Origin of the sequence: Acidovorax sp. NCPPB 3576 (genome assembly GCF_028473605.1) — a bacterium.
Lineage (GTDB): Bacteria > Pseudomonadota > Gammaproteobacteria > Burkholderiales > Burkholderiaceae_C > Paracidovorax.
Window position 1 is genome coordinate 1,222,899 of the sequence record NZ_CP097267.1, and the last position, 22,074, is coordinate 1,244,972.

The window sequence follows — 22,074 nt, forward strand, 5'->3', positions numbered from 1 at the left end:
GATCCAGACCGGCTCAGGGCCTGACCGGCTTGCGGGCATCGAATGGAAAGCTGCTTTCCAGGATGTCGGTGCAGGCTTCGCACCGCATAAAGTAGGTCGTTCCCCGGGCCGTGATCGCGCCCCACCCTGTCCAGTTGTCGATGGAGACTTTGGCGGTTCGGCCATCCTGGAATGTCACCCTGGCCTGTGCGTTGCAATCGCCGGTCTGCAGTTCCTGGCTGTATTGATACTCGCTGCGGAACTGGGCATTCTCCAAAAAGAAGCGCACCCTTTTCTCGTCGATCGCCAGGGGCCCGCAGTCGGCCTCCGCGCCGAAACCCTTGGCAGTGCGGTCCTGCACCACGACTGACTTGATCGGGCCGAGGCGGTATTTCCTGGGCTGGAGCGTCTTGTCGAAATCGCTCGTGGGGGAGGCGAACGAAGCGATGCCTGCGCCGGCAAAAAGACCCGCAACCAAGAGGTGCTTGATGATCATTGCCATGTTGCCGTGGCAGCTTCCGTCGCATTTTTCCGGCTCACCGCAGGATGACGATGCACCTCGGCTTTCGAGATGTTCAGTGTTTCGGAAAGCGCATCGATCAGGTATTGAAGGGCGACCTGCTGGTGGTTGGTCAGCGCCTCATAAACCGCGTTGTTTCCCAAAAACGCGCGCTGTTGCTCTGTGCTCAATCCTGCAGGCATTTTGATTCCGGGCGGCAGTGAAGCCATGCCAACAATTTCAATACCGATGCTGTCTGCGTTAGACGGATAGCGTCCTGGAACCACTTTGGTCATTTCCGCTTTGTGCATCGTGGTCGGACTGGCTTTTTTGTATTGGACGATCTCGGCAGGGCTGCATCGGAGTTCGGCCAAGCAACGCGCTTTCAGCGGACCCACGTGGTTTGTTCGACGAAAAATCGAGGCCGTCTGATAAATGGATCCTTCTTTGCCTATTAAAAAGTGCGCACCGTTTGCGTTGGCGCTTCGATAACTATTGAACGTCGAGTTCTCTGTCGGGGATCCTGTTTGATGGACGATGATTCCAGAGACCTTGTCCATTTCTGATCGTTCGATCGATGAGAACCTGCGTGCCTTGATTTTCGAGTTTCCGCTGACCATCCCTTGAGCATCGATATTGAGCATTTTTTCCTCCTGGCGGAATGGTAGTGGTGCTGCAAGGACTTCAGCCTGATTTGCCACGCCAGATTTGGACTCAATGTGTAAGCGTAAGCAAATGGGCTCGCACTGCACGAATCATTCGCCGAGCATCACCCCCGCCCCAGCGCCGCAACGGCCTGCTGGAGATTGCCACGTGCCTGCTTTTCGCGTTGCGCCCTGAACCAGGGGGTCGCGTAGACGTGTGGCCGATCCATGAACGACCGCAGCACCGCGGTGCGCCCCGCCACGTAGCGTGGCCAGCGCACGAAACGGTATTCGCGCCGCACGTTGCGCTCGAAGTCGCCGTACACCTCGGGCGGGGCGCCCAGCACGGCGAGATCAATGTCCACCACCCAGCACGCGTCGCCCTCCAGTGGCGCATCGGGGGTGTGGCGCGTGTCCATGATGTGGCGCTCCACCGTCTGCACCAGGCCCTCGGGCAGGCGCTGGGCCAGCAGGAAGCGCCGCGCCCATTGCGCGCTGCGTTCTTCGTTGTGCCCGCTCCAGGGCCAGTAGATCGCGTCGTGGAACCACAGGGCCAGTTCGACCTCATGCGGATGCTGCAGCGCCGTCGGCTGGGCGGCCTGCACGGCCTCCAGGTGCAGGAGGCAGGCGTGCAGGTGGCGGGTGTCGTGGTAGGCGCGGGGCCAGCGGCTCCAGTGGCGCAGCAGGCGCCGGCCCTCGGAGGTCCATACGGGGCCGGCACGCTCCAGCGCGGCGCCCAGCGCCTCCCAGCGTGGCAGCAGTTCGCCGTGGCCGGGCTTCATGCGAGGGGCGGCGGCGGTCAGGTGGTGATGCGGCCGAGCAGCAGGTATTCCATCAGCGCTTTTTGCGCATGCATGCGGTTTTCGGCCTCGTCCCACACCACGGACTGCGGGCCGTCGATGACGTCGGCCTCGACTTCCTCGCCGCGGTGGGCGGGCAGGCAGTGCATGAACAGGGCGTCCGGCTTGGCCGCCGCCATCATTTCGGCATCGACGCACCAGTCGGCAAAGGCCTTCTTGCGCTCTTCGTTCTCGGCCTCGTAGCCCATGCTGGTCCACACGTCGGTGGTCACCAGGTCGGCGCCGGCGCAGGCTTCCAGCGGGTTGCTATAAAACTTATAGCTATCTGCCCTAGAACCATTTGCGCCGAGGGCCAATTTCTCATTGATCTCGTAGCCGCGCGGCGTGCTCACGTGGACGGTGAAGCCCAGCAGTTCGGCCGCCTGCAGCCAGGTATTGGCCATGTTGTTGCCATCGCCCACCCAGGCCACGGTCTTGCCCCGGATGGTGCCGCGGTGCTCGATGTACGTGAAGATGTCGGCGAGGATCTGGCAGGGGTGGAACTCGTTCGTCAGCCCGTTGATGACCGGCACGCGGGAGTGCGCGGCGAAGGCCTCGATCTTGGTCTGCTCGTAGGTGCGGATCATCACCAGGTCCACCATGCGGCTGATGACCTTCGCGCTGTCCTCGATGGGCTCGGCGCGGCCCAGCTGGCTGTCGCCGGTGGTCAGGTGCACCACGCTGCCGCCCAGCTGGTACATGCCGGCTTCGAAGCTTACGCGGGTGCGCGTGCTGGCCTTCTCGAAGATCATGGCCAGCGTGCGGTCGGTCAGCGGATGGTGCTTCTCGTAGCTCTTGAACTTGCCCTTGATGACGGCCGCGCGGCTGAACAGGTAGGCGTACTCGTCGGCGGTGAGATCGTTGAATTGCAGGTAATGCTTCATAACGGAACGTTCATTCGGCGAGCAGCGCCTTGACCAGGGGAACCAGCAGGGCCACGATTTCGTCGGCCTCGGCCTGGGTGAGGATGAGCGACGGCACCATGCGGATCACGGTGTCGGCCGTCACGGACAGCAGCAGGCCGGCTTCCATCGCGCGGCCCATGAGCGCGCCGCAGGGCTTGGTCAGTTCCACGCCGATCATCAGGCCCTGGCCGCGGATTTCCTTCACGCCGGGCAGGCCGCCCAGCTCGCGCTCCAGCGCGGCCTTCAGGTGCGCGCCCACGACGGCGGCGTTCTGCAGCAGGCCGTCCTCTTCCATGATGCGGATGGTCTCCACCCCGGCGCGCATGGCCAGCGGGTTGCCGCCGAAGGTGGTGCCGTGGTTACCGGGCGCGAAGATGTTCGCGGCCTTGGGGCCGGCGACCACCGCACCGATCGGCACGCCCGAGCCCAGGCCCTTGGCCAGGGGCATCACGTCCGGCACGATGCCGGCCCACTGGTGCGCGAACCACTTGCCGGTGCGGCCCATGCCGCACTGCACTTCGTCGATCATCATCAGCCAGTCGCGCTCGTCGCACAGTTGGCGCAGCTGCTGCAGGTAGTCGATGCGCATGGGGTTCACGCCACCTTCGCCCTGGATGGTCTCGAAGAACACGGCCACCACGTTGGGGTTGCCTTCGGTGGCTTGCCGGATGGCGTCGATGTCGTTCATCGGCACGCGGATGAAGCCTTCCACCAGCGGGCCGAACCCGGCCTGCACCTTGGGGTTGCCGGTGGCCGACAGCGTGGCGATCGAGCGGCCGTGGAAGGCTTTTTCATAGACCACGACCACGGGTTGGTCGATGCCCTTGTCGTGGCCGAACTTGCGGGCCAGCTTCAGCGCGGCTTCGTTGGCTTCGAGGCCCGAGTTGCAAAAGAACACGTTGGTCATGCCCGAGCGCTCGACCAGCTGGGCGGCCAGCTGCTCCTGCAATGGCACGTGGTAGTAGTTGGAGCTGTGGATCAGCTTGGCGATCTGCTCCTGCAGCGCGGGCACCAGCTTGGGATGGTTGTGGCCCAGCGTGTTGACCGCGATGCCGCCGAGCGCATCGAGGTACTGCTTGCCGTCCACGTCCCACACGCGCACGCCCTGGCCACGTTCCAGCGCGATCGGCAGGCGGCCGTAGGTGTTCATCACGTGGGGCGAGGCGGCCGGGGCGGAAGCGGTCATGCGGGAATCTCCAGAGAAAAAGGGCAATGCGGAAGGGGCCTGAGCCGGCTCGTGGCCGGCAAAACGAAGCACGATTCTAGGGGCAGGGCTTTGCATGGCTGTTGACGATTGCGCATTACAGCCATGCGCCGCCCAGCGCCGAGCCAGGGGTCTTTGGGTGGGTTAGCTCTTATATAAGAGTTAGAATGCCGGCCTGTGGCGCGCCATGCGGCGATCCTGCGGCGACTCCCCCCCAACGACCCCCGATCCTGATGGTTTCCCCCACCTCCAAAGAAGTTTTCATCCAGGGCATCACCCTCGACGGAAAAACCTTTCGCCCCAGCGACTGGGCGGAGCGCCTGGCGGGGGTGATGAGCCAGTTCCGCCCCGGTGGCGCCCGCCCCGGCAGCCACCTGAGCTATTCGCCCTGGTGCGTGCCCACCACGCTCAATGGAATCAAGTGCGTGATCGTGCACCGTGACCTGCAGGGCCACGAACCCATGGCCTGGGATTTCGTCATGAACTTCGCGCGCGACAACCAGTTGCAGGTGGCCGAGGCCTGCCTGCTGCCCGACGAAGGGGCTGGCGCAGCCAAGAAGGTCTGACCCCAGGCCGGCTGACGCGGCGCCCGGCGCGAGACGCTGGGCCGTGGAAGACGAAAAGCAGGCTCCTTCAGGAGCCTTTTCTTTTTCTCTCTCCCATGCTGCTCCCTTCAGTGGGGAGAGCGTCGGCACCCCCCCCCTTCTCTCAAGCGAGCATAAAAAAACCCCGCACTGCAGGGCCACAGTGGCGGGGCTGGCACGGCCGAAGCCTTACGGGCCTGGGAGGCTGCAAGCGTCAGAGCGCCTGCATTTCCTTGTTCGTCTTCGGGCCTGCGGCTTCCGGCGCCTTGGGCTGTGCAGGCGCTGCGCCGGCCGGATTGGCCGCCGCTTTGCCCAGGTCGGCCGGCACGTCCAGGTAGGGCAGGTGCAGGGCGGTGCTGGTCATGCGGCGGATCTCGTTGGTGAAGGCCGGGTCTTCATTGAGCTTGCGGCCGTAGGAGGGAATGATCTCCTTCAGGCGCGCCTTCCAGCCGGTGTCCGTCATCTGCTGGGGAAAGGCCTTGGCCATCAGGTTCAGCATGATGTGCGGGGCGGTGGAGGCACCGGGCGATGCGCCCATCAGCGCGGCGATGGTGCCGTCCTTGTCGGACACGATCTCGGTGCCGAACTGCAGCACCGCGCCTTCCTTGGGGTCGCGCTTGATCACCTGAACGCGCTGGCCCGCGGTGATGAGCTTCCAGTCTTCGCGCTTGGCGTTGGGGAAGTAATCCTGCAGCGCTCGCTGGCGGTCGTCATCGGTCAGCTCGGCCTGCTGCAGCAGGTACTTGACCAGGTCCAGGTTGTGGATGCCCACGCGCAGCATGCCCACCAGGTTGTCGTGGGTGACGGAAGAGAACAGGTCGAACCAGGAGCCCTGCTTGAGGAACTTGCTGGTAGCCAGCGCGAACGGTCCGAACAGCACGACGGGCTGGCCGTCCATGTTGCGGGCGTCGAGGTGGGGCACCGACATCGGGGGCGAGCCCGTGGCGGCCTTGCCGTAGGCCTTCACCGTGTGGCGGGCGGTCAGGGCGGGGTTCTCGATGGACAGGAACTGCCCGCCGACTGGAAAGCCCGCATAGTCCTTCGATTCGGGAATGCCCGAGGCCTGCAGCAGTTGCAGCGCGGCGCCGCCGGCCCCGACGAAGACGAACTTGGCCTTGACGGTCCGCTCCTTGCCGCCGTCGCCCAGGTGGGCCACGGTCACGTTCCAGGTCTTGTCGTCGTTCTGGCGCAGCGCGCGCACTTCGTTTTGCAGGTGCAGCTGGAAGTTGGGGCTCTTGCGCAGGCCCTGGACCAGCTGGCTGGTCACGGCGCCGTAGTTGACGTCGGTGCCCAGGGGCATGAAGGTGGCGGCCACCTTCTGCTTGGGGTCGCGCCCCTCGATCATCAGGGGCGCCCACTTCTGGATCTGCGCCTGGTCTTCCGAGTACTCCATGCCGTAGAACAGGGGGTTCTTGATCAGGGCCTCGCGGCGCTTGCGCAGGTATTCGATGTTCTCGTCACCCCAGACGAAGCTCATGTGCGGCGTCGGGTTCACGAAGGTTTCGGGCGACTGCATGTTGCCGCGGCCGATCTGGTGCGCCCAGAACTGGCGCGACACCTCGAATTGTTCGGCGATGCCGACGGCGCGCTTGGTTTCGATCGTGCCATCGGGCAGCTCGGGGGTGTAGTTCAGTTCCGCAAAGCCCGAGTGGCCCGTGCCCGCGTTGTTCCAGCCGTTGGAGCTTTCCAGGGCCACGCCGTCCAGTCGCTCGAACACCTCGATCTTCCAGTCCGGCTGCAGCTCTTGCAGGTAGGTGGCGAGCGTGGCGCTCATCACGCCCGCGCCCACCATCACGACGTCGACGGGCTGGTCGTTCTCGGCAGGAGGAACGGAGCGGGGAAAGAGCGGCCAGTACAGGAACAGCACGGCCGCAAGGATCAGCACCACAACGGCGCCGAACAACGCTTTGATCGACTTTTTCATAGATTTGGTTGGTTTGATTGCAATTGAAAAAGCCTGCGCGCAATCGGCAGGCTTTCACGCGTATCAAAAATTGACGCTCCCTGACATCGGGAATTGTCCCATCAGGTAAAGACCCTGACAAAAATCAAAGTTTCACGAATTCGGCTGGAAAAAAGTGGACTGACAGGCCGCAAACCCGCATGGATACTGGGCTGGCCGTGTTTCGGGCACAAAAAAACCGCCCGAAGGCGGTTCTTTCGTTTTGCTGACAGCGCACCCGTCACAAACGGCGGACGGCGGGGCCGTCCGGGCTGTTTGCCTGAAAGGTCAGGCGGCCAGGGCCAGGGTTTTCACCTTGGCGGACAGGCGGCTCTTGTCGCGAGCGGCCTTGTTCTTGTGGAAGATGCCCTTGTCGGCGATGGTGTCGACGACGGCTTGCATCTTCGCAAACAGTTCGGTGGCCTTGGTCTTGTCGCCGGCCAAAACAGCCTTCTCGACATTCTTGACCGCGGTACGGTACTTGGAGCGCAGCGAGGTGTTCGCGGCGTTCAGTTTGACGTCCTGGCGGACGCGCTTGCGGCCGGAGGCGAGACGGGGGTTCTTTTTCTTGGGCTTGGCAGATGCCATGATGTATTCCTTAGGTGTCTGAGGATGATGTCAGCAAAGCCCGCGATTATAGCCCAGTGCCTTGGCTGGGCTGCCGGGTGGTTGCCAGGTCGTCGTTTAGCGGTGCAGAGCCGCGGCGGGTGCAGCAAGGCCGGCCCAGGCATTCCACGGACCGGAGCCGGGCAGGGCTCAGCGCATACACTCGCGGCCGTGTCCCTGTTCAAAGCTGCCTCCACCGTCTCCCTGCTGACCCTGGCCTCCCGCGTGACGGGCCTGGTGCGCGATCTGCTGATGGCCTCGCTGTTCGGGGCCAACGCGCTGACCGACGCCTTCAACGTCGCTTTCCGCATTCCCAACCTGTTTCGCCGGCTGTTCGCCGAAGGGGCTTTCAGCCAGGCCTTCGTGCCTGTGCTCGCGGCGCACAAGGCACAGCATGGCGACGATGCCACGCGCCGGCTCATCGCCAGCGTGGCGACGGTGCTGTTCTGGGTGCTGCTGCTGACCTGCGTGCTGGGCGTGCTGGGGGCGCCGCTGCTGGTGTGGCTGCTCGCCAGCGGCCTGCGCCAGAGCGCCGGCGGGTTCGACGCCGCCGTGGTCATGACGCGGTGGATGTTCCCCTACATCGGCTTCATGTCGCTGGTGGCCCTCTCGGCTGGCGTGCTCAACACCTGGAAGCGCTTCGCCGTGCCGGCGGCCACGCCGGTGCTGCTCAACGTCTGCATGATCGCCGCTGCCTGGCTCGGCGCGCCGCAGCTGGCCGCGCGCGGCATCGAGCCCATCTATGCCATGGCCGGCGGCGTGATGCTGGGCGGCATCACGCAACTGGCGGTGCAGTTGCCCGCGCTGTTCCGGCTGGGCCTGCTGCCCCGCATCGGTCTCACGCCCGGGGCTGTGCGCCAGGCATGGAGCGATCCTGGCGTGCGCCGCATCCTCACCTTGATGGGCCCGGCCCTGCTGGGTGTGGGCGTGGCGCAGATCTCGCTCATGATCAACACGCAGATCGCCTCGTACTTGGCGCCGGGCAGTGTCACCTGGCTGTTCTATGCCGACCGGCTCATGGAGTTCCCCACCTCGCTGCTGGGCGTGGCGCTGGGCGTGGTGCTGACCCCGCAACTGGCGGCCGCCAAGGCGGCCGGCGATGCCGCCCGCTACTCGTCCATGCTCGACTGGGGGCTGCGCATCGTCGTGGTGCTGTCCGTGCCGTGCGCGGTGGGCCTGCTCACTTTTGCCGAACCCCTGGTGGCCACGCTGTTCCACCATGGCGCGCTGCAGGACAGCGATGTCGGCCAGATCGCGCTGGCGCTTGCCGGGTATGGGGCAGGGCTTTTGGGCTTGGTGGCGATCAAGGTGCTGGCCCCCGGCTACTACGCCAGCCAGGACATCCGCACGCCGGTGCGCATCGCCATCGTGGTGCTGGTGGTCACGCAGCTCCTGAACGCCGCGCTGGTGCCGCTGATCGACCACGCCGGCCTCGCGCTCTCCATTGGTCTGGGGGCGCTGATCAATGCGCTGTGGCTGCTCATCGGCCTGCTGCGCCGCGGCACCTACCAGCCCCAGCCCGGATGGGCCCGGCTGGGGCTGCAGGTGGTGGCCGCCAGCGCCTTGCTCGCGGTGCTGCTGATGTGGGGCGCGCGCCATTTCGACTGGCTGGCCCTGCGGGCGCACGAGGGGCAGCGCGCTGGCCTACTGGCCCTGCTGATGGGCGGGGCGGCGCTGCTGTATTTCGGGGCGCTCTGGGCGGCGGGCCTCAAGCTGCGCGAACTGTTGCGCCGCTGACCGCCTTCGCGCCGGGTTTTCTCTCTTCGGAACCCCGCTTGACGCGGCCCGGAACGCCCCTTACAACCCTCCAATGGCCCTGAGCTATTCCCTTCCCACTCCGCTGGAGTACTTCGCCACGCTGGTGCGCAGCGACGACCAGTTTCCCCTGCTGGAGGCGGCGGCCTCCATCGCGCAGGACGAGTACCCCGAGCTGGACGTGCAGCAGTTGCTCGGCGACGTGGATCAACTGCTCGCCCGGCTGCGCCGGCGGTTACCCGCCGATGCGTCGTCGCTGCAGCGCCTGCGCTCGCTCAACCAGTTCTTCTTCGGCGACCTGGGCTTCGCGGGCAACGTCAACGACTACTACGACCCCGAGAACAGCTACCTCAATGCCGTGCTGCGCACGCGGCGGGGCATTCCGATTTCGCTGGCGCTGGTGTGGATGGAACTGGCCCAGGGGCTGGACTTGCACGCGCGCGGTGTTTCGTTTCCGGGGCACTTCATGATCAAGGTGCTGCTGCCCAAGGGGCAGGTGGTGATGGACCCGACCACGGGCCAGTCGCTGTCGCGAGAGGAACTGTCCGAGCGGCTCGAACCCTACCGGCACCGCAGCAGCGGCTTGATGGACGACTACGACATTCCGCTGGGCCTGTACCTGCAGACGGCGCCGCCGCGCGACGTGATCGCGCGCATGCTGCGCAACCTCAAGGAAATCCACCGCTCGCAAAAGGATTGGGCGCGGCTGGTGGCCGTGCAGGACCGGCTCATCGTGCTGCTGCCCGATGCCTGGGGCGAGTGGCGGGACCGGGGCCTGGCCCATGCGGAGCGGGGCGACACGGCATTGGCCGTGGCCGATCTGGAGACGTACCTGGCGCGCGTGGAAGACGGGCTCGACATCGACGCCATCGCCGAGCGCGTGAGCCTGCTGCGCCGCGCCAGCAACTGAGGCGCAGCGCGGCAACGACGCTGGAAGGGCTCTGCGGGCCGCTCTTACTGGCGCGCCGTGCGCACGTTGGGCGGCAGGGCCTGCGGGTGGCTGGTGCGCAGCGGGTTGATGTCCAGTCCGCCGCGGCGCGTGTAGCGCGCATACACCGACAGCTTGATCGGCTTGCAGCGCGTCCACACGTCCATGAAGATGCGCTCCACGCATTGCTCATGGAATTCGTTGTGGTTGCGAAAGCTCACCAGGTATTGCAGCAGCCCGGCCTGATCGATCTGCGGGCCGCTGTAGTGGATGCGCACGCTGCCCCAGTCCGGCTGGCCAGTCACCAGGCAGTTGCTTTTGAGCAGGTGGCTCGTGAGCGCCTCGGTCACCGGCGTCTCGGCATGGTTGGCCGACAGCAGTTCGGGGGCCGGCGTGTACTGCGTGCATTCCACGTCCAGGCGGTCGAGCAGCAGGCCGTCCAGTTCATGCACGGGCTCGCGGTCGAACAACTCGGGCTGCAGCAGCTTCACGCCCACCGTGCCTGCGTGGGGCGCCCCGCGCCAGACGGCTTCGCTCACGTCGGCGCGGATGCGCGCCTGCACTTCGGCGGCGTCCGCGAAGCGCGTGTTGTTGAAGCTGTTCAGGTAGAGCTTGAACGACTTGCTCTCGACGATGTTCGGCGTCTCGCACGGCACCGTCACGTGGGCGATCGCCACCTGCGGCTTGCCGCGCGGGTTGAGCCAGGACAGCTCGAACGCCGTCCACAGGTCGGCGCCGAAGAAGGGCGGCGTGTCGCCGATGCCGATCTCCGCCCGCTTGCCGGCCCGGGGGATCGGAAAGAGCAGGGAGGCGTCGTACTGGTCCGCATAGGCGGATGCGCGGCCCAGCTGCGATTGTTCGGGGGTGTTCATGGAACTCCGTGTTTCTGTTTGCTATTGATTTAATAGCTATGGAGGCAATGAGAACTAGGGCGTCAAGCCGATTTCATTCGAACTTGCGTTCGCGCAGCCATTTGGTGGCGATCCACTTCTCGCCGGCGATCACCGGCGCGCCGCCGTGCAGCGTGCGGGTGGACGGGTGGGGGCGTTCGTAGCTGAAGAACACCGCGTTGCCCTGGCGCGGCGCGATCTCCAGGTGCACGTCGGGGAAGGTGGTGCCGCCGCCCTTGTCCGGGTTGTTCAGGTAGATCACCAGCGTGGCCACCCGCTGCCCGCCACGGCGCAGGATGGTCGGCGTGCCGGGCTCGGCGGGGTCGAAGTAGTCGTAGTGGGGCTTGTATTCCGCGCCCGGGCGGTAGTGCAGCACCTGCAGGCCTTCGCCGTTTTCCAGCGGCCAGTTCACCAGCTTGGCGATGCGCTCTTCCAGGAGGCGAACCACCGCGTTCTCGCCGATCTGGAAGAACATGCCGTCGCTCGTGCGGTCGTCGTTCACCTCTTCGCCACCCGTGCGCGTGGCCACGGTGAGCGAGCGCGCCATGCGCGGCTCGGCTTCGGCCACCAGCGCTTCGCACTCCTCGGGCGAGAGCAGGTTGCCGAACAGCACCACGCGCGGCTGGGCCATGGACATCAGCACCTCGACCCGGCGGTCGCCCGCGTCGATGAAGAGCGGCGACTCGCCCACGGCCGGCTCGGGCACGCGGGAGGCGGGCGGCTGCCCCTGCTGCACGGCCAGTGTTTCCAAATGGTCGCGCAGCACATGCTCCATGGCGTGCGTGGCCACGTCCTCCTGCCAGCCCGCGTCGAGCATGGACTGGAGCACCACGGGCGCCTGAAAGCCGGCCTGGGCCTGCGCGATGATCCATTCGCGCAGCTCTGGCGTCACGGATTGGGACGGTGCGTCGGCCGGTGCGGCAGAGGTGGTCTGGCGGGAGCGTGCGGGCATGGCGTGGTAGGCGTCAGTGGCGTTGGCGTGCCGGAGGTGGATCAATCGGTTCGGCTGGGATGCGTTGGGCAAACAATCGTCAGGCCGCCTTGCGGCGAAACACCAGCCGCTCCGGCGTAGAAGCCGCAGCGGCGAAAGCATAGCCTTCCCGGTCAAAACCCTCGAGCTGGCGCGGTGTGGCCACTTGCTGCTGGATGGCATAGCGCGCCATGAGCCCCCGGGCCCGCTTGGCGTGGAAGCTGATGATCTTGTAGATCCCGCCTTTCCAGTCCTCGAACACGCATTCGATGACGCGCGCCTTCAGCACCTTGCGGTCCACCGACTTGAAATATTCCTGCGACGCCAGATTGACGACCACCGGCGTGGCATCGGCCGCCAATTGGCGGTTCAGGTGCTTGGCAATCGACTCGCCCCAGAACTGGTACAGATTGGCCCCCCCATCGGTGGCCAGCCGCGTGCCCATTTCCAGCCGGTAGGGCTGCATGCGGTCCAGCGGGCGCAGCACGCCGTACAGGCCGCTCAGGATGGCGACGTGGCTCTGGGCCCAGTCCAGTTCGGCCAGCGTGAGCGAGCGGGCCTCAAGGCCCTCGTACACATCGCCGTTGAAAGCCAGAACGGCCTGGCGCGCATTGGCCGCGGTGAACTTTGGCCGCCACGTGGCGTACCGCGCCACGTTCAGCGCTGCCAGCGGATCGCTGATGCCCATCAGCGCGGCAATGTCCTGCGGAGACTTCTGCCGCAGCACTTCGATGAGCCGGGTGGACTGGGGGATGAACTGCGGCAGCGTGTGCCCGACGCCATCGGGCAGCGGTGTGTCGTAGTCCAGGGATTTGGCGGGAGACAGCAGGAACAGCATGGGTGTCGCGATGGTCCGGTGACCTCGGAGAGAGAAGCGGAAAGCCCGGCAACGCGCTTTCCGGCAAAGACGACAACCGGCCCGGGCATTGCACCGCGGGCCGGCGGGGCCGCATCAGGCGGCGGGCGGCTGCTCGAACGGCAGCGTCAGGTCGCGCAGGTCGCGGCGCGTTTCCACCAGCACCAGCGGGCCTTCCTCGATCGCCACCACCGGGGGGCGTTCGCGCGGCACGTGGACCGGACGCGGCTCGGCCGCGATGGCGGCCTGCGCGGCTGCGATCTTTTCTGCATCGGAGTTGACCCATTGCAGGCCCGAGGTCTGAGCGACCTGGTTCAGCTGGTCCACCGGCAGCGTGAATGCCTGCACCCGTGGCATGGCGCCATTGGCTTGGGCAGGGGCTGCGGCCGGGGCGGCTGCGGCGGGCTGGACTGCGGGTGCAGGCACTGGAGAAGGCGCCATCGGTGCCACAGCGGAGGCCACTGGCGCGACCGGGGCTGCTGCTGCTGCCGGCACGGCAACGGCGGGTGCGGCCACGGGGCGCTGAGCGACCGGCGCAGGTGCAGCCGGCTCTACGGCGGGCGTGTAAGGCACCGTCGGTTCCACTGGCACATCGACTGCGGTCACCGGCTCGTGCGCCTGGGGCGCAGCGGCAGCGGACGCATTGAAGTAGCTGCGGCGCGCGGGTTCCTGCGTGGCTTCGGCGGGCAAGCTGTCGGCCGGTGCCGTTGCGCTGGCATCGAAGTCCATCAGGTTGCCTGCGGGCTGCTCCTGCTCTGCGCCGTTCTCACGCGGACCACGTTCACCACGCTCGCGGCGGTCGCGGCCGTAGCGGTCACGCGTGCGGCGTTCACGGCGCTCTTCGCCTGCTGGCGTCGCGGGTGCCGCGTCGTTGCCGGTCAGGTCCAGGTCGGGCAGGGAAGCCATGGGGGAGGTATCCACGAAGTCCGCCACGGGGCCCTGGCCAGCGCCGGCGGCCTCGTCCATGCGCGGACCGCGCTCACGCCCACCACGCTCGCCGCGGCCACCACGTTCGCCCCGCTCGCGGCGGGGGCCGCGTTCGCTGCGTGCGGCTTCCACGGGTTCGGGGGCGCCATCCAGCGTGACCGAAGCGGTCGAGGGCAGCGCTGCGCCTTGTTCGGCGCTCAAAGGCGCTTGGCGGGGTTCTCCGTCACGGCCACGACCACGGCCTTCACGTGGCTCGCGGGGTTCGCGGCCTTCACGGGGTTCTCGCCCGCCATTGCGGGGTTGTTCGCCTTCCGGACGGCCCTCACGTCCACCGCGCGCTTCTGCATCACGCGGTCCCCGGCCATTGCCGTTGCCGTTGCCGTTGCGCGGGGCTTCGCCATCCGGGCGCTCCGCACGGCCGTCACGGCGGCCACGGCCTTCGCCATTGCCTTCGCGTTGGCCGTCCCGTGGGCCATTGCGGTCACTGCCGTTGCGCTCGCCACGGCGGCCTCGCTCGCCACCACCACGGCCTTCACGCCGGCCGTCCCGCGATGGCTCGGCCACCGGGGCCGGTGCGGGCGTGGCCACAGGGGCGGGTGCGCGTGGGGGCTCGCCAAAACCGAACAGGCTCTTGAGCCAGGCGAAGAACCCTTGCTCTTGCGGCGCAGGGGCCACGGCCGGCGCGGGCGCTGGTGCAGGGGTCGCTGCCGCAGCGGCTGCAGCGGCCGCCGCTGCGGGCCGGCTGTGCGATGCGCCGCGTGCCGCGCCTTCCGGGCGGGGTTCGGCAATCGGGGCCGGCGCGTCGGGCAGCACGCCCTTGATCACCGGGGTCTGCTTATTGGTGGGCTCTTGCGAGCGGCGCGTGACGGCGGTGGGGTCTTCCACTTCTTCCACGAGCTTGTAGCTGGCGTCGATGTGGTCCAGGCGCGGATCGTCGTGCTTGAGGCGCTCGAGCTTGTAGTTCGGCGTCTCCAGGGTCTTGTTGGGCACCATCAGCACGGTCACGCGCTGCTTGAGTTCGATCTTGGCGATCTCGGGGCGCTTCTCGTTGAGCAGGAACGAAGCCACATCCACCGGCACCTGGCAGTGCACAGCGGCCGTGTTGTCCTTCATGGACTCTTCCTGAATGATGCGCAGGATCTGCAGCGCCGAGCTTTCCGTGTCACGGATGTGGCCCGACCCGCCGCAGCGGGGGCAGGGGATCGAGGAGCCTTCGCTCAGTGCGGGCTTCAGGCGCTGGCGGCTCATTTCCATGAGGCCGAACTTGCTGATCGTGCCGAACTGCACGCGGGCGCGGTCCTGGCGCAGTGCGTCGCGCAGGCGGTTTTCCACTTCGCGGCGGTTCTTCGACTCTTCCATGTCGATGAAGTCGATCACGATGAGGCCGCCCAGGTCGCGCAGGCGCATCTGGCGGGCCACTTCATCGGCGGCTTCCAGGTTGGTGCGGGTGGCTGTTTCCTCGATGTCGCCGCCCTTGATGGCGCGTGCCGAGTTGACGTCCACGCTCACCAGCGCTTCGGTGTGGTCGATCACGATGGCGCCGCCGGAGGGCAGGGTCACGGTGCGGGCATAGGCCGACTCGATCTGGTGCTCGATCTGGAAGCGGCTGAACAGGGCAGCGTCGTCGCGGTAGCGCTTGACCTTGCCAGCGTGCTCCGGCATCACGTGCGCCATGAACTGGTGCGCCTGCTCGTAGATGTCGTCCGTGTCGATGAGGATGTCGCCGATATCGCCGTTGAAATAATCACGGATCGCGCGGATCACCAGGCTCGACTCCTGGTAGATCAAAAAGGCGCCCTTGCCACCCTTGGCCGCGCCGTCGATGGCGGTCCAGAGCTTGAGCAGGTAGTTCAAGTCCCATTGCAGCTCGGGCGCGGTGCGGCCGATGCCAGCGGTGCGCGCGATGATGCTCATGCCCTTGGGGTAGTCGAGCTGGTCCATCGCCTCCTTGAGCTCGGCCCGGTCCTCGCCTTCGATGCGGCGCGATACGCCGCCGCCGCGCGGGTTGTTGGGCATCAGCACCACATAGCGGCCGGCCAGCGATACGAAGGTGGTCAGGGCTGCGCCCTTGTTGCCGCGCTCTTCCTTTTCGACCTGCACCAGCAATTCCTGGCCTTCGCGGATCACGTCGTTGATACGCGCCTGGTTGACCGAAACGCCTTCAGCAAAATACTGGCGGGAGATTTCCTTGAAGGGCAGGAAACCGTGGCGGTCTTCGCCGTAGTCCACGAAGCAGGCTTCCAGCGAGGGCTCGACGCGCGTGACTACGGCCTTGTAGATGTTGCCCTTGCGCTGTTCGCGCCCTTCGATCTCGATTTCGTAGTCCAGCAGCTTCTGGCCGTCGACGATGGCCAGACGGCGCTCTTCGGGCTGCGTGGCGTTGATAAGCATCCGCTTCATGATGGGATTCCTTTTCGTTGTCGGGCGGCGGCGCGCAGCGCAAAAACTGCAGCGGCGCGCGTCCTGCCCATTCAAACCAATGACACAGGCTCTTCAGGAGCCATGGATGCCAAGGCCGACGCATTGAAACGAAGGGAATTGCCGCAATGCCACGCGGCTGTGAAGCACTAGCTTCGCAGTCGTGGCGGGGGCGCGTGGATGGGGGCGAGGGGAAACGTGTGCAGCGTTGCCAAGAAAGACGTGGCTGATGGCGCGGGCTGCACGGGCGATGCCGGCGATCGGGGAGCCCATGCCGAAGGCAGGCGCCTTCGCCACAGGGTCACAATCCATGCCAACAATGCCCACATGTTTTCGCTTTGATCCGCCCGCAGAACCTGCCTGTTGGGCGGCCTGCGGACTGGGGATTCCGGTTTCGGTGTTTCAATTTGTCAGCCGGCCGCGCGGCGTGGGAGCCACCACAGGCATCTGGCCTGCAATCTGCGCACACGACACCCGTTGGCATCGACCTGCCTGCGCGGCTTGAAAGGTTGCGTGGACTAAACTCCAGACAAATCAACCACTTACAGAACATCGCGCAGGTGAAACACATTATAGGGGGCAAACCGGCGACGGACCGAGCCCCAAACCCCGCCCCCGCTGCGGCCCGCATCGTCGAAGTCGATGAGGACTCGGCCGGCCAGAGGCTCGATAACTTTCTGATACGCCATTTGAAGGGCGTGCCGAAAACGCACGTCTATCGCATCATCCGAAGCGGTGAAGTGCGCATCAACAAAGGCCGGGCCAGTGCAGACACCCGGATTGCCGCGGGCGATCAAGTGCGCTTGCCACCTGTGCGCATTTCAGACAAGGTGGCCGAGAAGGCCGAACGCCCTGCGCCGGCCCGCGAGTTCCCCATCCTGCTGGAGGACGAGCATTTGATTGCCATCGACAAGCCTGCAGGCGTGGCCGTGCATGGCGGCAGCGGTGTGAGCTTTGGCGTCATCGAGCAACTGCGGCAGGCCCGGCCCCAGGCGAAGTTCCTGGAACTCGTGCATCGGCTGGACCGCGAGACCTCGGGCATCCTGCTCGTGGCCAAGAAGCGCTCAGCGCTCACGCACCTGCAAGACCAATTCCGGGAGCGCGAAACCGGCAAGACCTATCTGGCCCTGGTCCCTGGCACCTGGGCCGCCAACAAGAAGGTGATCGACACCCCTTTGCACAAGTATCTGCAGGCCGATGGCGAACGGCGGGTGCGGGTGACCACGCCGGAAGACCCCGACGGCATGCGCTCCATCACTCTCGTGAAAGTGCGTGACCAACTGCCGGCGCGAGCGGTCGAGGGGCTGCCGGCCATGAGCCTGCTGGAGGTCACCATTAAGACCGGACGCACCCATCAGATTCGCGTGCACTTGGCCAGCCAGGGCCATGCCATTGCGGGTGACGACAAGTACGGCGACTTCGAACTCAACAAGCGGCTGCATAAGCATGGCCTCAGGCGCATGTTCCTTCATGCGTGGCGGTTACAGTTCGCGCATCCCTCCAACGGCGAGCGCATCGAACTGCGCGCAGAGTTGCCGCCTGATCTGGCGCAATTCACCGCCGCCACCGCCTGAAAACCATGCCCACGACCCCACGCCGCCGCTTCGACCTCATTGCTTTCGACTGGGACGGCACCCTCTACGACTCCACCGCCATCATCGTGCGCTGCATTCAGGACTCCGTGCGCGACGTCGGCGGGACGGTGCCGACCGACCAGGCTGCGGCCTGGGTGATCGGCATGGGGCTTATGCAGGCACTCACTCACGCGGCACCCGACGTGCCTCCGGAGAAGCACGCCGAACTGGGCAACCGCTACCGCTACCACTACCTCAAGCACCAGGACGACTTGAGCCTGTTTGCCGGCGTGATGCCCATGCTGGAAGACTTGCGCGCCCGCGGGCACCTGTTGGCCGTGGCGACCGGCAAAAGCCGGCGCGGCCTGGACGAGGTGCTGCACACGGTGGCGTTGCGGGGCATGTTCGATGGCTCTCGCACCGCCGATGAAACCGCTGGCAAGCCGCATCCGCTCATGCTGCAGGAACTGATGGCCGAGTTCGATGTGGCGCCGGAACGCCTTTTGATGATCGGCGACACCACCCACGACCTGCAGATGGCCCTGTCGGCCGGATGCTCCAGCTTGGGCGTTAGCTACGGAGCGCACGAACCTGGCGAATTCGACAGCCTGAAACCCCTCGGCGTGATGCATTCCGTGCCAGAACTGCACAACTGGCTTTTGCAGCACGCCTGACGCTGCGCTGCCAGCCAATCCCAATCGTGTGCATTCGCCATGGCCTCTTCCATGCAATCCATCGACCTTTGCCCCAGCACCGACTTGGTGGACGGAGGGCGGGCCGTTGCCTTTGACGTCACGTATGCGGGCCAAGTCTGCCGCGCCTTTGCCGTGCGCTTCGAGGGCAGCCCCCACGCTTACTTGAATCGCTGTACGCATGTGCCGATGGAAATGGACTACCAAGCGGACCGATTCTTCGACGACACGGGGCAGTGGCTGCTCTGCGCCACACATGGCGCGGCCTATCGGCCCGACACGGGTGCTTGCTCCGGTGGCCCGTGCCGTGGAGGGCTGGTGAAGATCAAACTCTCCGAGGGCCAGGGCGTAGTGCGCTGGCATACTGACTCCCACTTGCAACCTGTCGAATTCTGACAAATGACCGAACCGACCCGGCCCGAACCTTCTGGTTCTGGGCAAAATCCCCCGCCAGCGCCCGACCTTTGGGCGCAGACTGCTACTGAAAAAGAAGCAAGAGACCCTGCGAAAGTGCCTGGATGGGAGCGGGACGTGCTGGAAAAGCTGGTGTTCGCGACCCTGTCCGAGCAACGCTCCGCGCGACGCTGGCGCATCTTTACCCGGTTGGCTTGGCTGATCTTCCTGATTGCGGTGGCCTGGGTGTTGCTGGCGCGCGACGCCACCAGCACGAGCAAAAGCACGCCTCACACTGCGGTGGTCGATATCAAGGGCGAAATCGCGGCGGGAGCCGAGGCCAGCGCCGAATTCGTGGTGGCTGCGATGCGCAGTGCTTTCGAGGATTCCGGATCGCAGGCCGTGGTGCTGCTCATCAACTCGCCGGGCGGCAGTCCGGTGCAGGCCGGAATCATCAACGATGAAATCATTCGCCTGAAGGCCAAGTACAACAAGCCGGTCTATGCCGTGGTGGAGGAAACCTGCGCGTCGGCTGCCTATTACATCGCTGCTGCAGCGGACGAAATCTATGTGGACAAGGCGAGCATCGTGGGCAGCATCGGCGTGCTGATGGATGGCTTTGGCTTTACCGGCACCATGGAAAAGTTGGGTGTGGAGCGCCGCTTGTTGACCGCGGGCGAAAACAAGGGGTTCCTTGATCCCTTCAGCCCTCAGACCGAAAAGCAGCGCGCCTATGCGCAAGCCATGCTGGACCAGATCCACCAGCAGTTCATCCATGTGGTCAAGGAAGGGCGGGGCGATCGGCTCAAGCCCACTGCGGACACTTTCAGCGGCCTGTTCTGGACCGGCCAGCAAGCCGTGGAGATGGGGCTGGCCGACCACCTGGGCAACCTCGACTACGTGGCACGCGAGGTCGTCAAGGCCGAAGACATCATCGACTACACCCGCCGTGACAACGTTGCGGAGCGGCTTGTCAAGAAGTTCGGTGCGGCCATGGGGCAGACCGCGGTACAGGCCATCAAGGGCGCGCCTGCAATCCGCTGAGGGCTCATGTCGCCGGGAGCACTTGGCTTCGCTTGGATTGATAAGCAGCGCTTGGCGCAGTAGTTCAGATAAGCGCTGCCATCCTCGGCGTATGAGTGAAGGCCTCCTGGTCAAGGAGTTTCGTGGCTCTGTGGATGCCTAACGCCCGATTGCAAATACGGCGGGTATGCGGTTGTCTGGCAATTCCGGCTGCTGCCGCCATTGGCGCACCAGTCGGCTCGCCGTGCGGGCCTGCGGTAGCGTAAGTCCGCTTGCGAGCGCCAGCCGTGTATTCGGTTGCAAAGTCTGCACCAGGGCCTGCCACAGTGCGGCGTTGCGATAGGGGGTTTCGATGAACAGCTGGGTTTGTCCCTGCTTGAGGGCCAGCGCTTCCAGTTCGCGGATGCGCTGTGCGCGATGGGCTGGGTCCTGCGGCAGGTAGCCTGCAAAAGCAAAGCCCTGTCCGTTGAGGCCGCTCGAAGCCAGCGCCAGCAGGAGCGATACCGGTCCCACCAGCGGCACGACTCTCAGTCCGCAGTCATGCGCCGCGCGCACGACCGAACTGCCGGGGTCTGCCACTGCTGGCATTCCTGCCTCGCTCACCAAACCCATGTCGTTGCCCGCCAAGGCGGGTGTGAGCAACGTACGGGCGTCGAAGGTCACATGTCCGTCAGCACCGTGATCGCCTTTCTTGTGTACTTCGCGTGGCAGCTCGTCAATCTGCATCGACTGCAATGGCAGTTTCAGAGGGAAAAGCGCGTCGACGCGCTTGAGATATGCACGGGTGCTTTTGGCGTTCTCGCAGATCCAATGGGTGATTTGCGAAGCCGTCTGCAATGTGGCGGTGGGAAGAGATTGGTCCAGCGGGGCTTGGGTATCGCACCCAAAGTCGAGTGGCGCGGGGACAAGGTAGAGCGTGCCCGTCGATGCTGCTGCAGTCATGGCAACTCCAGGCCCGCCGCGCGCAGCATGCGGCAGGTTCGGATCAACGGCAGGCCGATCAGCGCTGTCGGATCATCGCTGTGAATGCTGTCGAGAAGGCTGATGCCCAACCCTTCGCTCTTGGCGCTACCGGCGCAGTCATAAGGTTGCTCGGCGCGCAGGTAGCGCTCGATCTCTGCATCGGACAGGTCACGAAAGCGGACTTCTACCGGAGCCAGTTCCATCTCTTCAAATCCGGTGGCTGCGCAGACCACGGCGATGGCAGTCTGGAACACGACACTGTGTCCGCGCATCTGGCGCAATTGCTCGACCGCTTTCTCGTGCGTACCGGGTTTGCCCAGAGGTTGTCCGAGAAGATCCGCTACTTGATCGGAGCCGATCACCACCGCATCAGGGCAGGAGGTGGATACGGCGCGCGCCTTGGCCATCGCCAATCGCAGGGCGAGGGCGCGGGGCGCCTCGCCGGGGTGAGGGGTTTCGTCTACATCGGGTGCCGCGACATCGAAAGGCAGACGAAGGCGGGAAAGGAGTTCGGCGCGGTAGCGGGAGGTCGAGCCCAGCACCAAGCGGCGGGGCAAGGAAGAGGATGGAGGCATGCGCCGATTCTCTTACACTGCCGCCATGACCAAGGAATTCTCCCCTCAGCGCCTCGATGTCAAAGCCTTCGCGCAGGCGGGCGGTCACCTGTCCGGCCATGACTCTCTGCTGAAATATGAACGCCTGGCCCAGGAGGCTAAAGGCCTGCACCCCGATCTCATGGTGGATTGGGAGGCCGATGGCGAATTGCGTAGCACGCACGGTATCGGCGGGCAGATCTGGTTGCGGCTCACGGTGCACGCGGCGCTTCCCATGACATGCCAGCGCTGTCTTGGATCGGTGGACGTGCCACTTCAGGTACAGCGTGAATTTCGTTTTGTGGCCGATGAAGCCACAGCGGAAGCCTTGGACGACGAAAGTGATGAAGACCTTTTGGCATTGAGCCGCGAATTCAATCTACGCGAGTTGATCGAAGACGAGTTGCTCATGGGGTTGCCACTGGTGCCAAGGCACGACGAGTGCCCGGCACCTGTGCCGATGGAATCCACCGATGACGATTTCGAAGAGGCCAGCGCGCAAAAGCCCAACCCTTTTGCGGCGCTCGCTGCTCTGCGAAAAGACACGCCGGAAGACTGAAAACCATTTGGGCTATAATCGAGGGCTTCACGCGAATCCCCTCGTGTCTTTATGGGCTGATCGCGTTTTTTACCAACCCTTCAAGACTCAGGAGCCACCATGGCTGTTCAGCAAAACAAAAAATCTCCTTCCAAGCGCGGCATGCACCGCTCGCACAATGCTCTCAACGTGCCAGGCACGGCTGTCGAGCCCACCACAGGTGAAGCCCATCTGCGCCACCACATCAGCCCCAACGGTTTCTACCGTGGCCGCCAAGTGCTGAAGAACAAGTCTGAAGCCTGATTTAAATCACGCGCCTAGGCCCGCTGCTACAAAATTGGTAGCGCGGGCC

General features: G+C 65.2%; 22 protein-coding genes. 9 read left to right on the plus strand and 13 right to left on the minus strand.

All coding sequences use genetic code 11. The features are described from left to right. Positions 1-13 precede the first annotated feature (13 nt). The 5 genes from M5C98_RS05675 to M5C98_RS05695 all read right to left on the minus strand — a co-directional run bounded on the left by M5C98_RS05675 (position 14) and on the right by M5C98_RS05695 (position 4,052). Positions 14-475 (minus strand): hypothetical protein, encoded by a 462-nt coding sequence (locus tag M5C98_RS05675; protein WP_272551512.1) that lies wholly within the window; start codon positions 473-475, stop codon positions 14-16. Then, a complete protein-coding gene (locus M5C98_RS05680) occupies positions 472-1,122 on the minus strand; it encodes a peptidoglycan recognition protein family protein (protein WP_272551513.1) in 651 nt (216 codons plus the stop codon). Before M5C98_RS05680 ends, M5C98_RS05675 begins: the two co-directional genes overlap by 4 nt. 125 nt (positions 1,123-1,247) lie before the next feature. After that, on the minus strand, positions 1,248-1,904 hold the full coding sequence (locus tag M5C98_RS05685) for an HD domain-containing protein (RefSeq protein ID WP_272551514.1): 657 nt from the start codon (positions 1,902-1,904) through the stop codon (positions 1,248-1,250). Between the two features lie 17 nt (positions 1,905-1,921). Then, on the minus strand, positions 1,922-2,845 hold the full coding sequence (gene argF, locus M5C98_RS05690; protein ID WP_272551515.1) for an ornithine carbamoyltransferase: 924 nt from the start codon (positions 2,843-2,845) through the stop codon (positions 1,922-1,924). Between the two features lie 10 nt (positions 2,846-2,855). Then, entirely contained in the window at positions 2,856-4,052 is a 1,197-nt protein-coding gene (locus M5C98_RS05695) for an aspartate aminotransferase family protein (protein ID WP_272551517.1), read from the minus strand. 251 nt (positions 4,053-4,303) lie between these two features. Between M5C98_RS05695 and M5C98_RS05700 the strand changes: the two genes are divergently transcribed. Next, entirely contained in the window at positions 4,304-4,636 is a 333-nt protein-coding gene (locus tag M5C98_RS05700) for a DUF3579 domain-containing protein (RefSeq protein WP_272551518.1), read from the plus strand. Between the two features lie 232 nt (positions 4,637-4,868). On the opposite strand, the gene mqo is transcribed toward M5C98_RS05700, so the two are convergent. Both mqo and rpsT read right to left on the minus strand, forming a co-directional pair. Continuing rightward, entirely contained in the window at positions 4,869-6,578 is a 1,710-nt protein-coding gene (gene mqo, locus M5C98_RS05705) for a malate dehydrogenase (quinone) (protein ID WP_272551519.1), read from the minus strand. Positions 6,579-6,884: 306 nt separating this feature from the next. Continuing rightward, complete coding sequence (rpsT, locus tag M5C98_RS05710) at positions 6,885-7,184, minus strand: 30S ribosomal protein S20 (protein WP_272551520.1); 300 nt, start codon at positions 7,182-7,184, stop codon at positions 6,885-6,887. Positions 7,185-7,373: 189 nt separating this feature from the next. Between rpsT and murJ the strand changes: the two genes are divergently transcribed. Then, positions 7,374-8,939 (plus strand): murein biosynthesis integral membrane protein MurJ, encoded by a 1,566-nt coding sequence (gene murJ, locus M5C98_RS05715; RefSeq protein ID WP_272551521.1) that lies wholly within the window; start codon positions 7,374-7,376, stop codon positions 8,937-8,939. A 73-nt stretch (positions 8,940-9,012) separates the two neighbouring features. Further along, positions 9,013-9,867, plus strand: coding sequence for a SirB1 family protein (locus M5C98_RS05720; protein ID WP_272551523.1), 855 nt, complete (start codon positions 9,013-9,015; stop codon positions 9,865-9,867). Positions 9,868-9,911: 44 nt separating this feature from the next. On the opposite strand, the gene queF is transcribed toward M5C98_RS05720, so the two are convergent. The 4 genes from queF to M5C98_RS05740 all read right to left on the minus strand — a co-directional run bounded on the left by queF (position 9,912) and on the right by M5C98_RS05740 (position 15,928). Continuing rightward, a complete protein-coding gene (gene queF / locus M5C98_RS05725) occupies positions 9,912-10,757 on the minus strand; it encodes an NADPH-dependent 7-cyano-7-deazaguanine reductase QueF (RefSeq protein ID WP_272551524.1) in 846 nt (281 codons plus the stop codon). Between the two features lie 73 nt (positions 10,758-10,830). Then, positions 10,831-11,727 (minus strand): 2OG-Fe(II) oxygenase, encoded by an 897-nt coding sequence (locus M5C98_RS05730; RefSeq protein ID WP_272551525.1) that lies wholly within the window; start codon positions 11,725-11,727, stop codon positions 10,831-10,833. A 79-nt stretch (positions 11,728-11,806) separates the two neighbouring features. Continuing rightward, the gene (yaaA, locus tag M5C98_RS05735; protein ID WP_272551527.1) at positions 11,807-12,583 is read right to left on the minus strand and encodes a peroxide stress protein YaaA; all 777 of its coding nucleotides are present in this window, start codon (positions 12,581-12,583) and stop codon (positions 11,807-11,809) included. 114 nt (positions 12,584-12,697) lie between these two features. Then, the gene (locus tag M5C98_RS05740; RefSeq protein ID WP_272551528.1) at positions 12,698-15,928 is read right to left on the minus strand and encodes an Rne/Rng family ribonuclease; all 3,231 of its coding nucleotides are present in this window, start codon (positions 15,926-15,928) and stop codon (positions 12,698-12,700) included. A gap of 578 nt (positions 15,929-16,506) precedes the next feature. Here M5C98_RS05740 and M5C98_RS05745 point away from each other — a divergent pair. From M5C98_RS05745 to M5C98_RS05760, 4 genes are read left to right on the plus strand one after another with little or no spacing between them, the layout of a single operon-like run. Then, positions 16,507-17,520, plus strand: coding sequence for an RluA family pseudouridine synthase (locus M5C98_RS05745; RefSeq protein ID WP_272553170.1), 1,014 nt, complete (start codon positions 16,507-16,509; stop codon positions 17,518-17,520). 5 nt (positions 17,521-17,525) lie between these two features. Further along, positions 17,526-18,194, plus strand: coding sequence for an HAD-IA family hydrolase (locus M5C98_RS05750; protein ID WP_272551529.1), 669 nt, complete (start codon positions 17,526-17,528; stop codon positions 18,192-18,194). 51 nt (positions 18,195-18,245) lie between these two features. Further along, positions 18,246-18,608, plus strand: a complete 363-nt coding sequence (locus M5C98_RS05755; protein ID WP_272551530.1) for a Rieske (2Fe-2S) protein — start codon at positions 18,246-18,248, stop codon at positions 18,606-18,608. 3 nt (positions 18,609-18,611) lie between these two features. Next, the gene (locus M5C98_RS05760; protein ID WP_272551532.1) at positions 18,612-19,649 is read left to right on the plus strand and encodes a S49 family peptidase; all 1,038 of its coding nucleotides are present in this window, start codon (positions 18,612-18,614) and stop codon (positions 19,647-19,649) included. A 138-nt stretch (positions 19,650-19,787) separates the two neighbouring features. Here M5C98_RS05760 and M5C98_RS05765 read toward each other — a convergent pair whose 3' ends face one another. After that, positions 19,788-20,570 carry an SAM-dependent methyltransferase gene (locus M5C98_RS05765; protein ID WP_272551533.1) on the minus strand — a complete coding sequence of 261 codons (783 nt, stop codon included), beginning with the start codon at positions 20,568-20,570 and terminating at the stop codon, positions 19,788-19,790. Next, a complete protein-coding gene (locus tag M5C98_RS05770) occupies positions 20,567-21,166 on the minus strand; it encodes a Maf family nucleotide pyrophosphatase (protein ID WP_272551535.1) in 600 nt (199 codons plus the stop codon). Before M5C98_RS05770 ends, M5C98_RS05765 begins: the two co-directional genes overlap by 4 nt. A 25-nt stretch (positions 21,167-21,191) precedes the next feature. Between M5C98_RS05770 and M5C98_RS05775 the strand changes: the two genes are divergently transcribed. Then, entirely contained in the window at positions 21,192-21,743 is a 552-nt protein-coding gene (locus tag M5C98_RS05775; RefSeq protein WP_272551536.1) for a YceD family protein, read from the plus strand. Positions 21,744-21,842: 99 nt separating this feature from the next. Beyond that, positions 21,843-22,025, plus strand: a complete 183-nt coding sequence (rpmF, locus tag M5C98_RS05780; RefSeq protein ID WP_092744121.1) for a 50S ribosomal protein L32 — start codon at positions 21,843-21,845, stop codon at positions 22,023-22,025. The last annotated feature ends 49 nt before the right edge of the window (positions 22,026-22,074 follow it).

What these genes read in the sequence shown, in the direction of transcription:
- M5C98_RS05675 (WP_272551512.1), bottom strand. Translation starts at nt 475, where the DNA reads ATGATCATCAAGCACCTCTTGGTTGCGGGTCTTTTTGCCGGCGCAGGC.
- M5C98_RS05680 (WP_272551513.1), bottom strand. Translation starts at nt 1,122, where the DNA reads ATGCTCAATATCGATGCTCAAGGGATGGTCAGCGGAAACTCGAAAATC.
- M5C98_RS05685 (WP_272551514.1), bottom strand. Translation starts at nt 1,904, where the DNA reads ATGAAGCCCGGCCACGGCGAACTGCTGCCACGCTGGGAGGCGCTGGGC.
- argF (WP_272551515.1), bottom strand. Translation starts at nt 2,845, where the DNA reads ATGAAGCATTACCTGCAATTCAACGATCTCACCGCCGACGAGTACGCC.
- M5C98_RS05695 (WP_272551517.1), bottom strand. Translation starts at nt 4,052, where the DNA reads ATGACCGCTTCCGCCCCGGCCGCCTCGCCCCACGTGATGAACACCTAC.
- M5C98_RS05700 (WP_272551518.1), top strand. Translation starts at nt 4,304, where the DNA reads ATGGTTTCCCCCACCTCCAAAGAAGTTTTCATCCAGGGCATCACCCTC.
- mqo (WP_272551519.1), bottom strand. Translation starts at nt 6,578, where the DNA reads ATGAAAAAGTCGATCAAAGCGTTGTTCGGCGCCGTTGTGGTGCTGATC.
- rpsT (WP_272551520.1), bottom strand. Translation starts at nt 7,184, where the DNA reads ATGGCATCTGCCAAGCCCAAGAAAAAGAACCCCCGTCTCGCCTCCGGC.
- M5C98_RS05720 (WP_272551523.1), top strand. Translation starts at nt 9,013, where the DNA reads ATGGCCCTGAGCTATTCCCTTCCCACTCCGCTGGAGTACTTCGCCACG.
- queF (WP_272551524.1), bottom strand. Translation starts at nt 10,757, where the DNA reads ATGAACACCCCCGAACAATCGCAGCTGGGCCGCGCATCCGCCTATGCG.
- M5C98_RS05730 (WP_272551525.1), bottom strand. Translation starts at nt 11,727, where the DNA reads ATGCCCGCACGCTCCCGCCAGACCACCTCTGCCGCACCGGCCGACGCA.
- yaaA (WP_272551527.1), bottom strand. Translation starts at nt 12,583, where the DNA reads ATGCTGTTCCTGCTGTCTCCCGCCAAATCCCTGGACTACGACACACCG.
- M5C98_RS05740 (WP_272551528.1), bottom strand. Translation starts at nt 15,928, where the DNA reads ATGAAGCGGATGCTTATCAACGCCACGCAGCCCGAAGAGCGCCGTCTG.
- M5C98_RS05750 (WP_272551529.1), top strand. Translation starts at nt 17,526, where the DNA reads ATGCCCACGACCCCACGCCGCCGCTTCGACCTCATTGCTTTCGACTGG.
- M5C98_RS05755 (WP_272551530.1), top strand. Translation starts at nt 18,246, where the DNA reads ATGCAATCCATCGACCTTTGCCCCAGCACCGACTTGGTGGACGGAGGG.
- M5C98_RS05760 (WP_272551532.1), top strand. Translation starts at nt 18,612, where the DNA reads ATGACCGAACCGACCCGGCCCGAACCTTCTGGTTCTGGGCAAAATCCC.
- M5C98_RS05765 (WP_272551533.1), bottom strand. Translation starts at nt 20,570, where the DNA reads ATGACTGCAGCAGCATCGACGGGCACGCTCTACCTTGTCCCCGCGCCA.
- M5C98_RS05770 (WP_272551535.1), bottom strand. Translation starts at nt 21,166, where the DNA reads ATGCCTCCATCCTCTTCCTTGCCCCGCCGCTTGGTGCTGGGCTCGACC.
- M5C98_RS05775 (WP_272551536.1), top strand. Translation starts at nt 21,192, where the DNA reads ATGACCAAGGAATTCTCCCCTCAGCGCCTCGATGTCAAAGCCTTCGCG.
- rpmF (WP_092744121.1), top strand. Translation starts at nt 21,843, where the DNA reads ATGGCTGTTCAGCAAAACAAAAAATCTCCTTCCAAGCGCGGCATGCAC.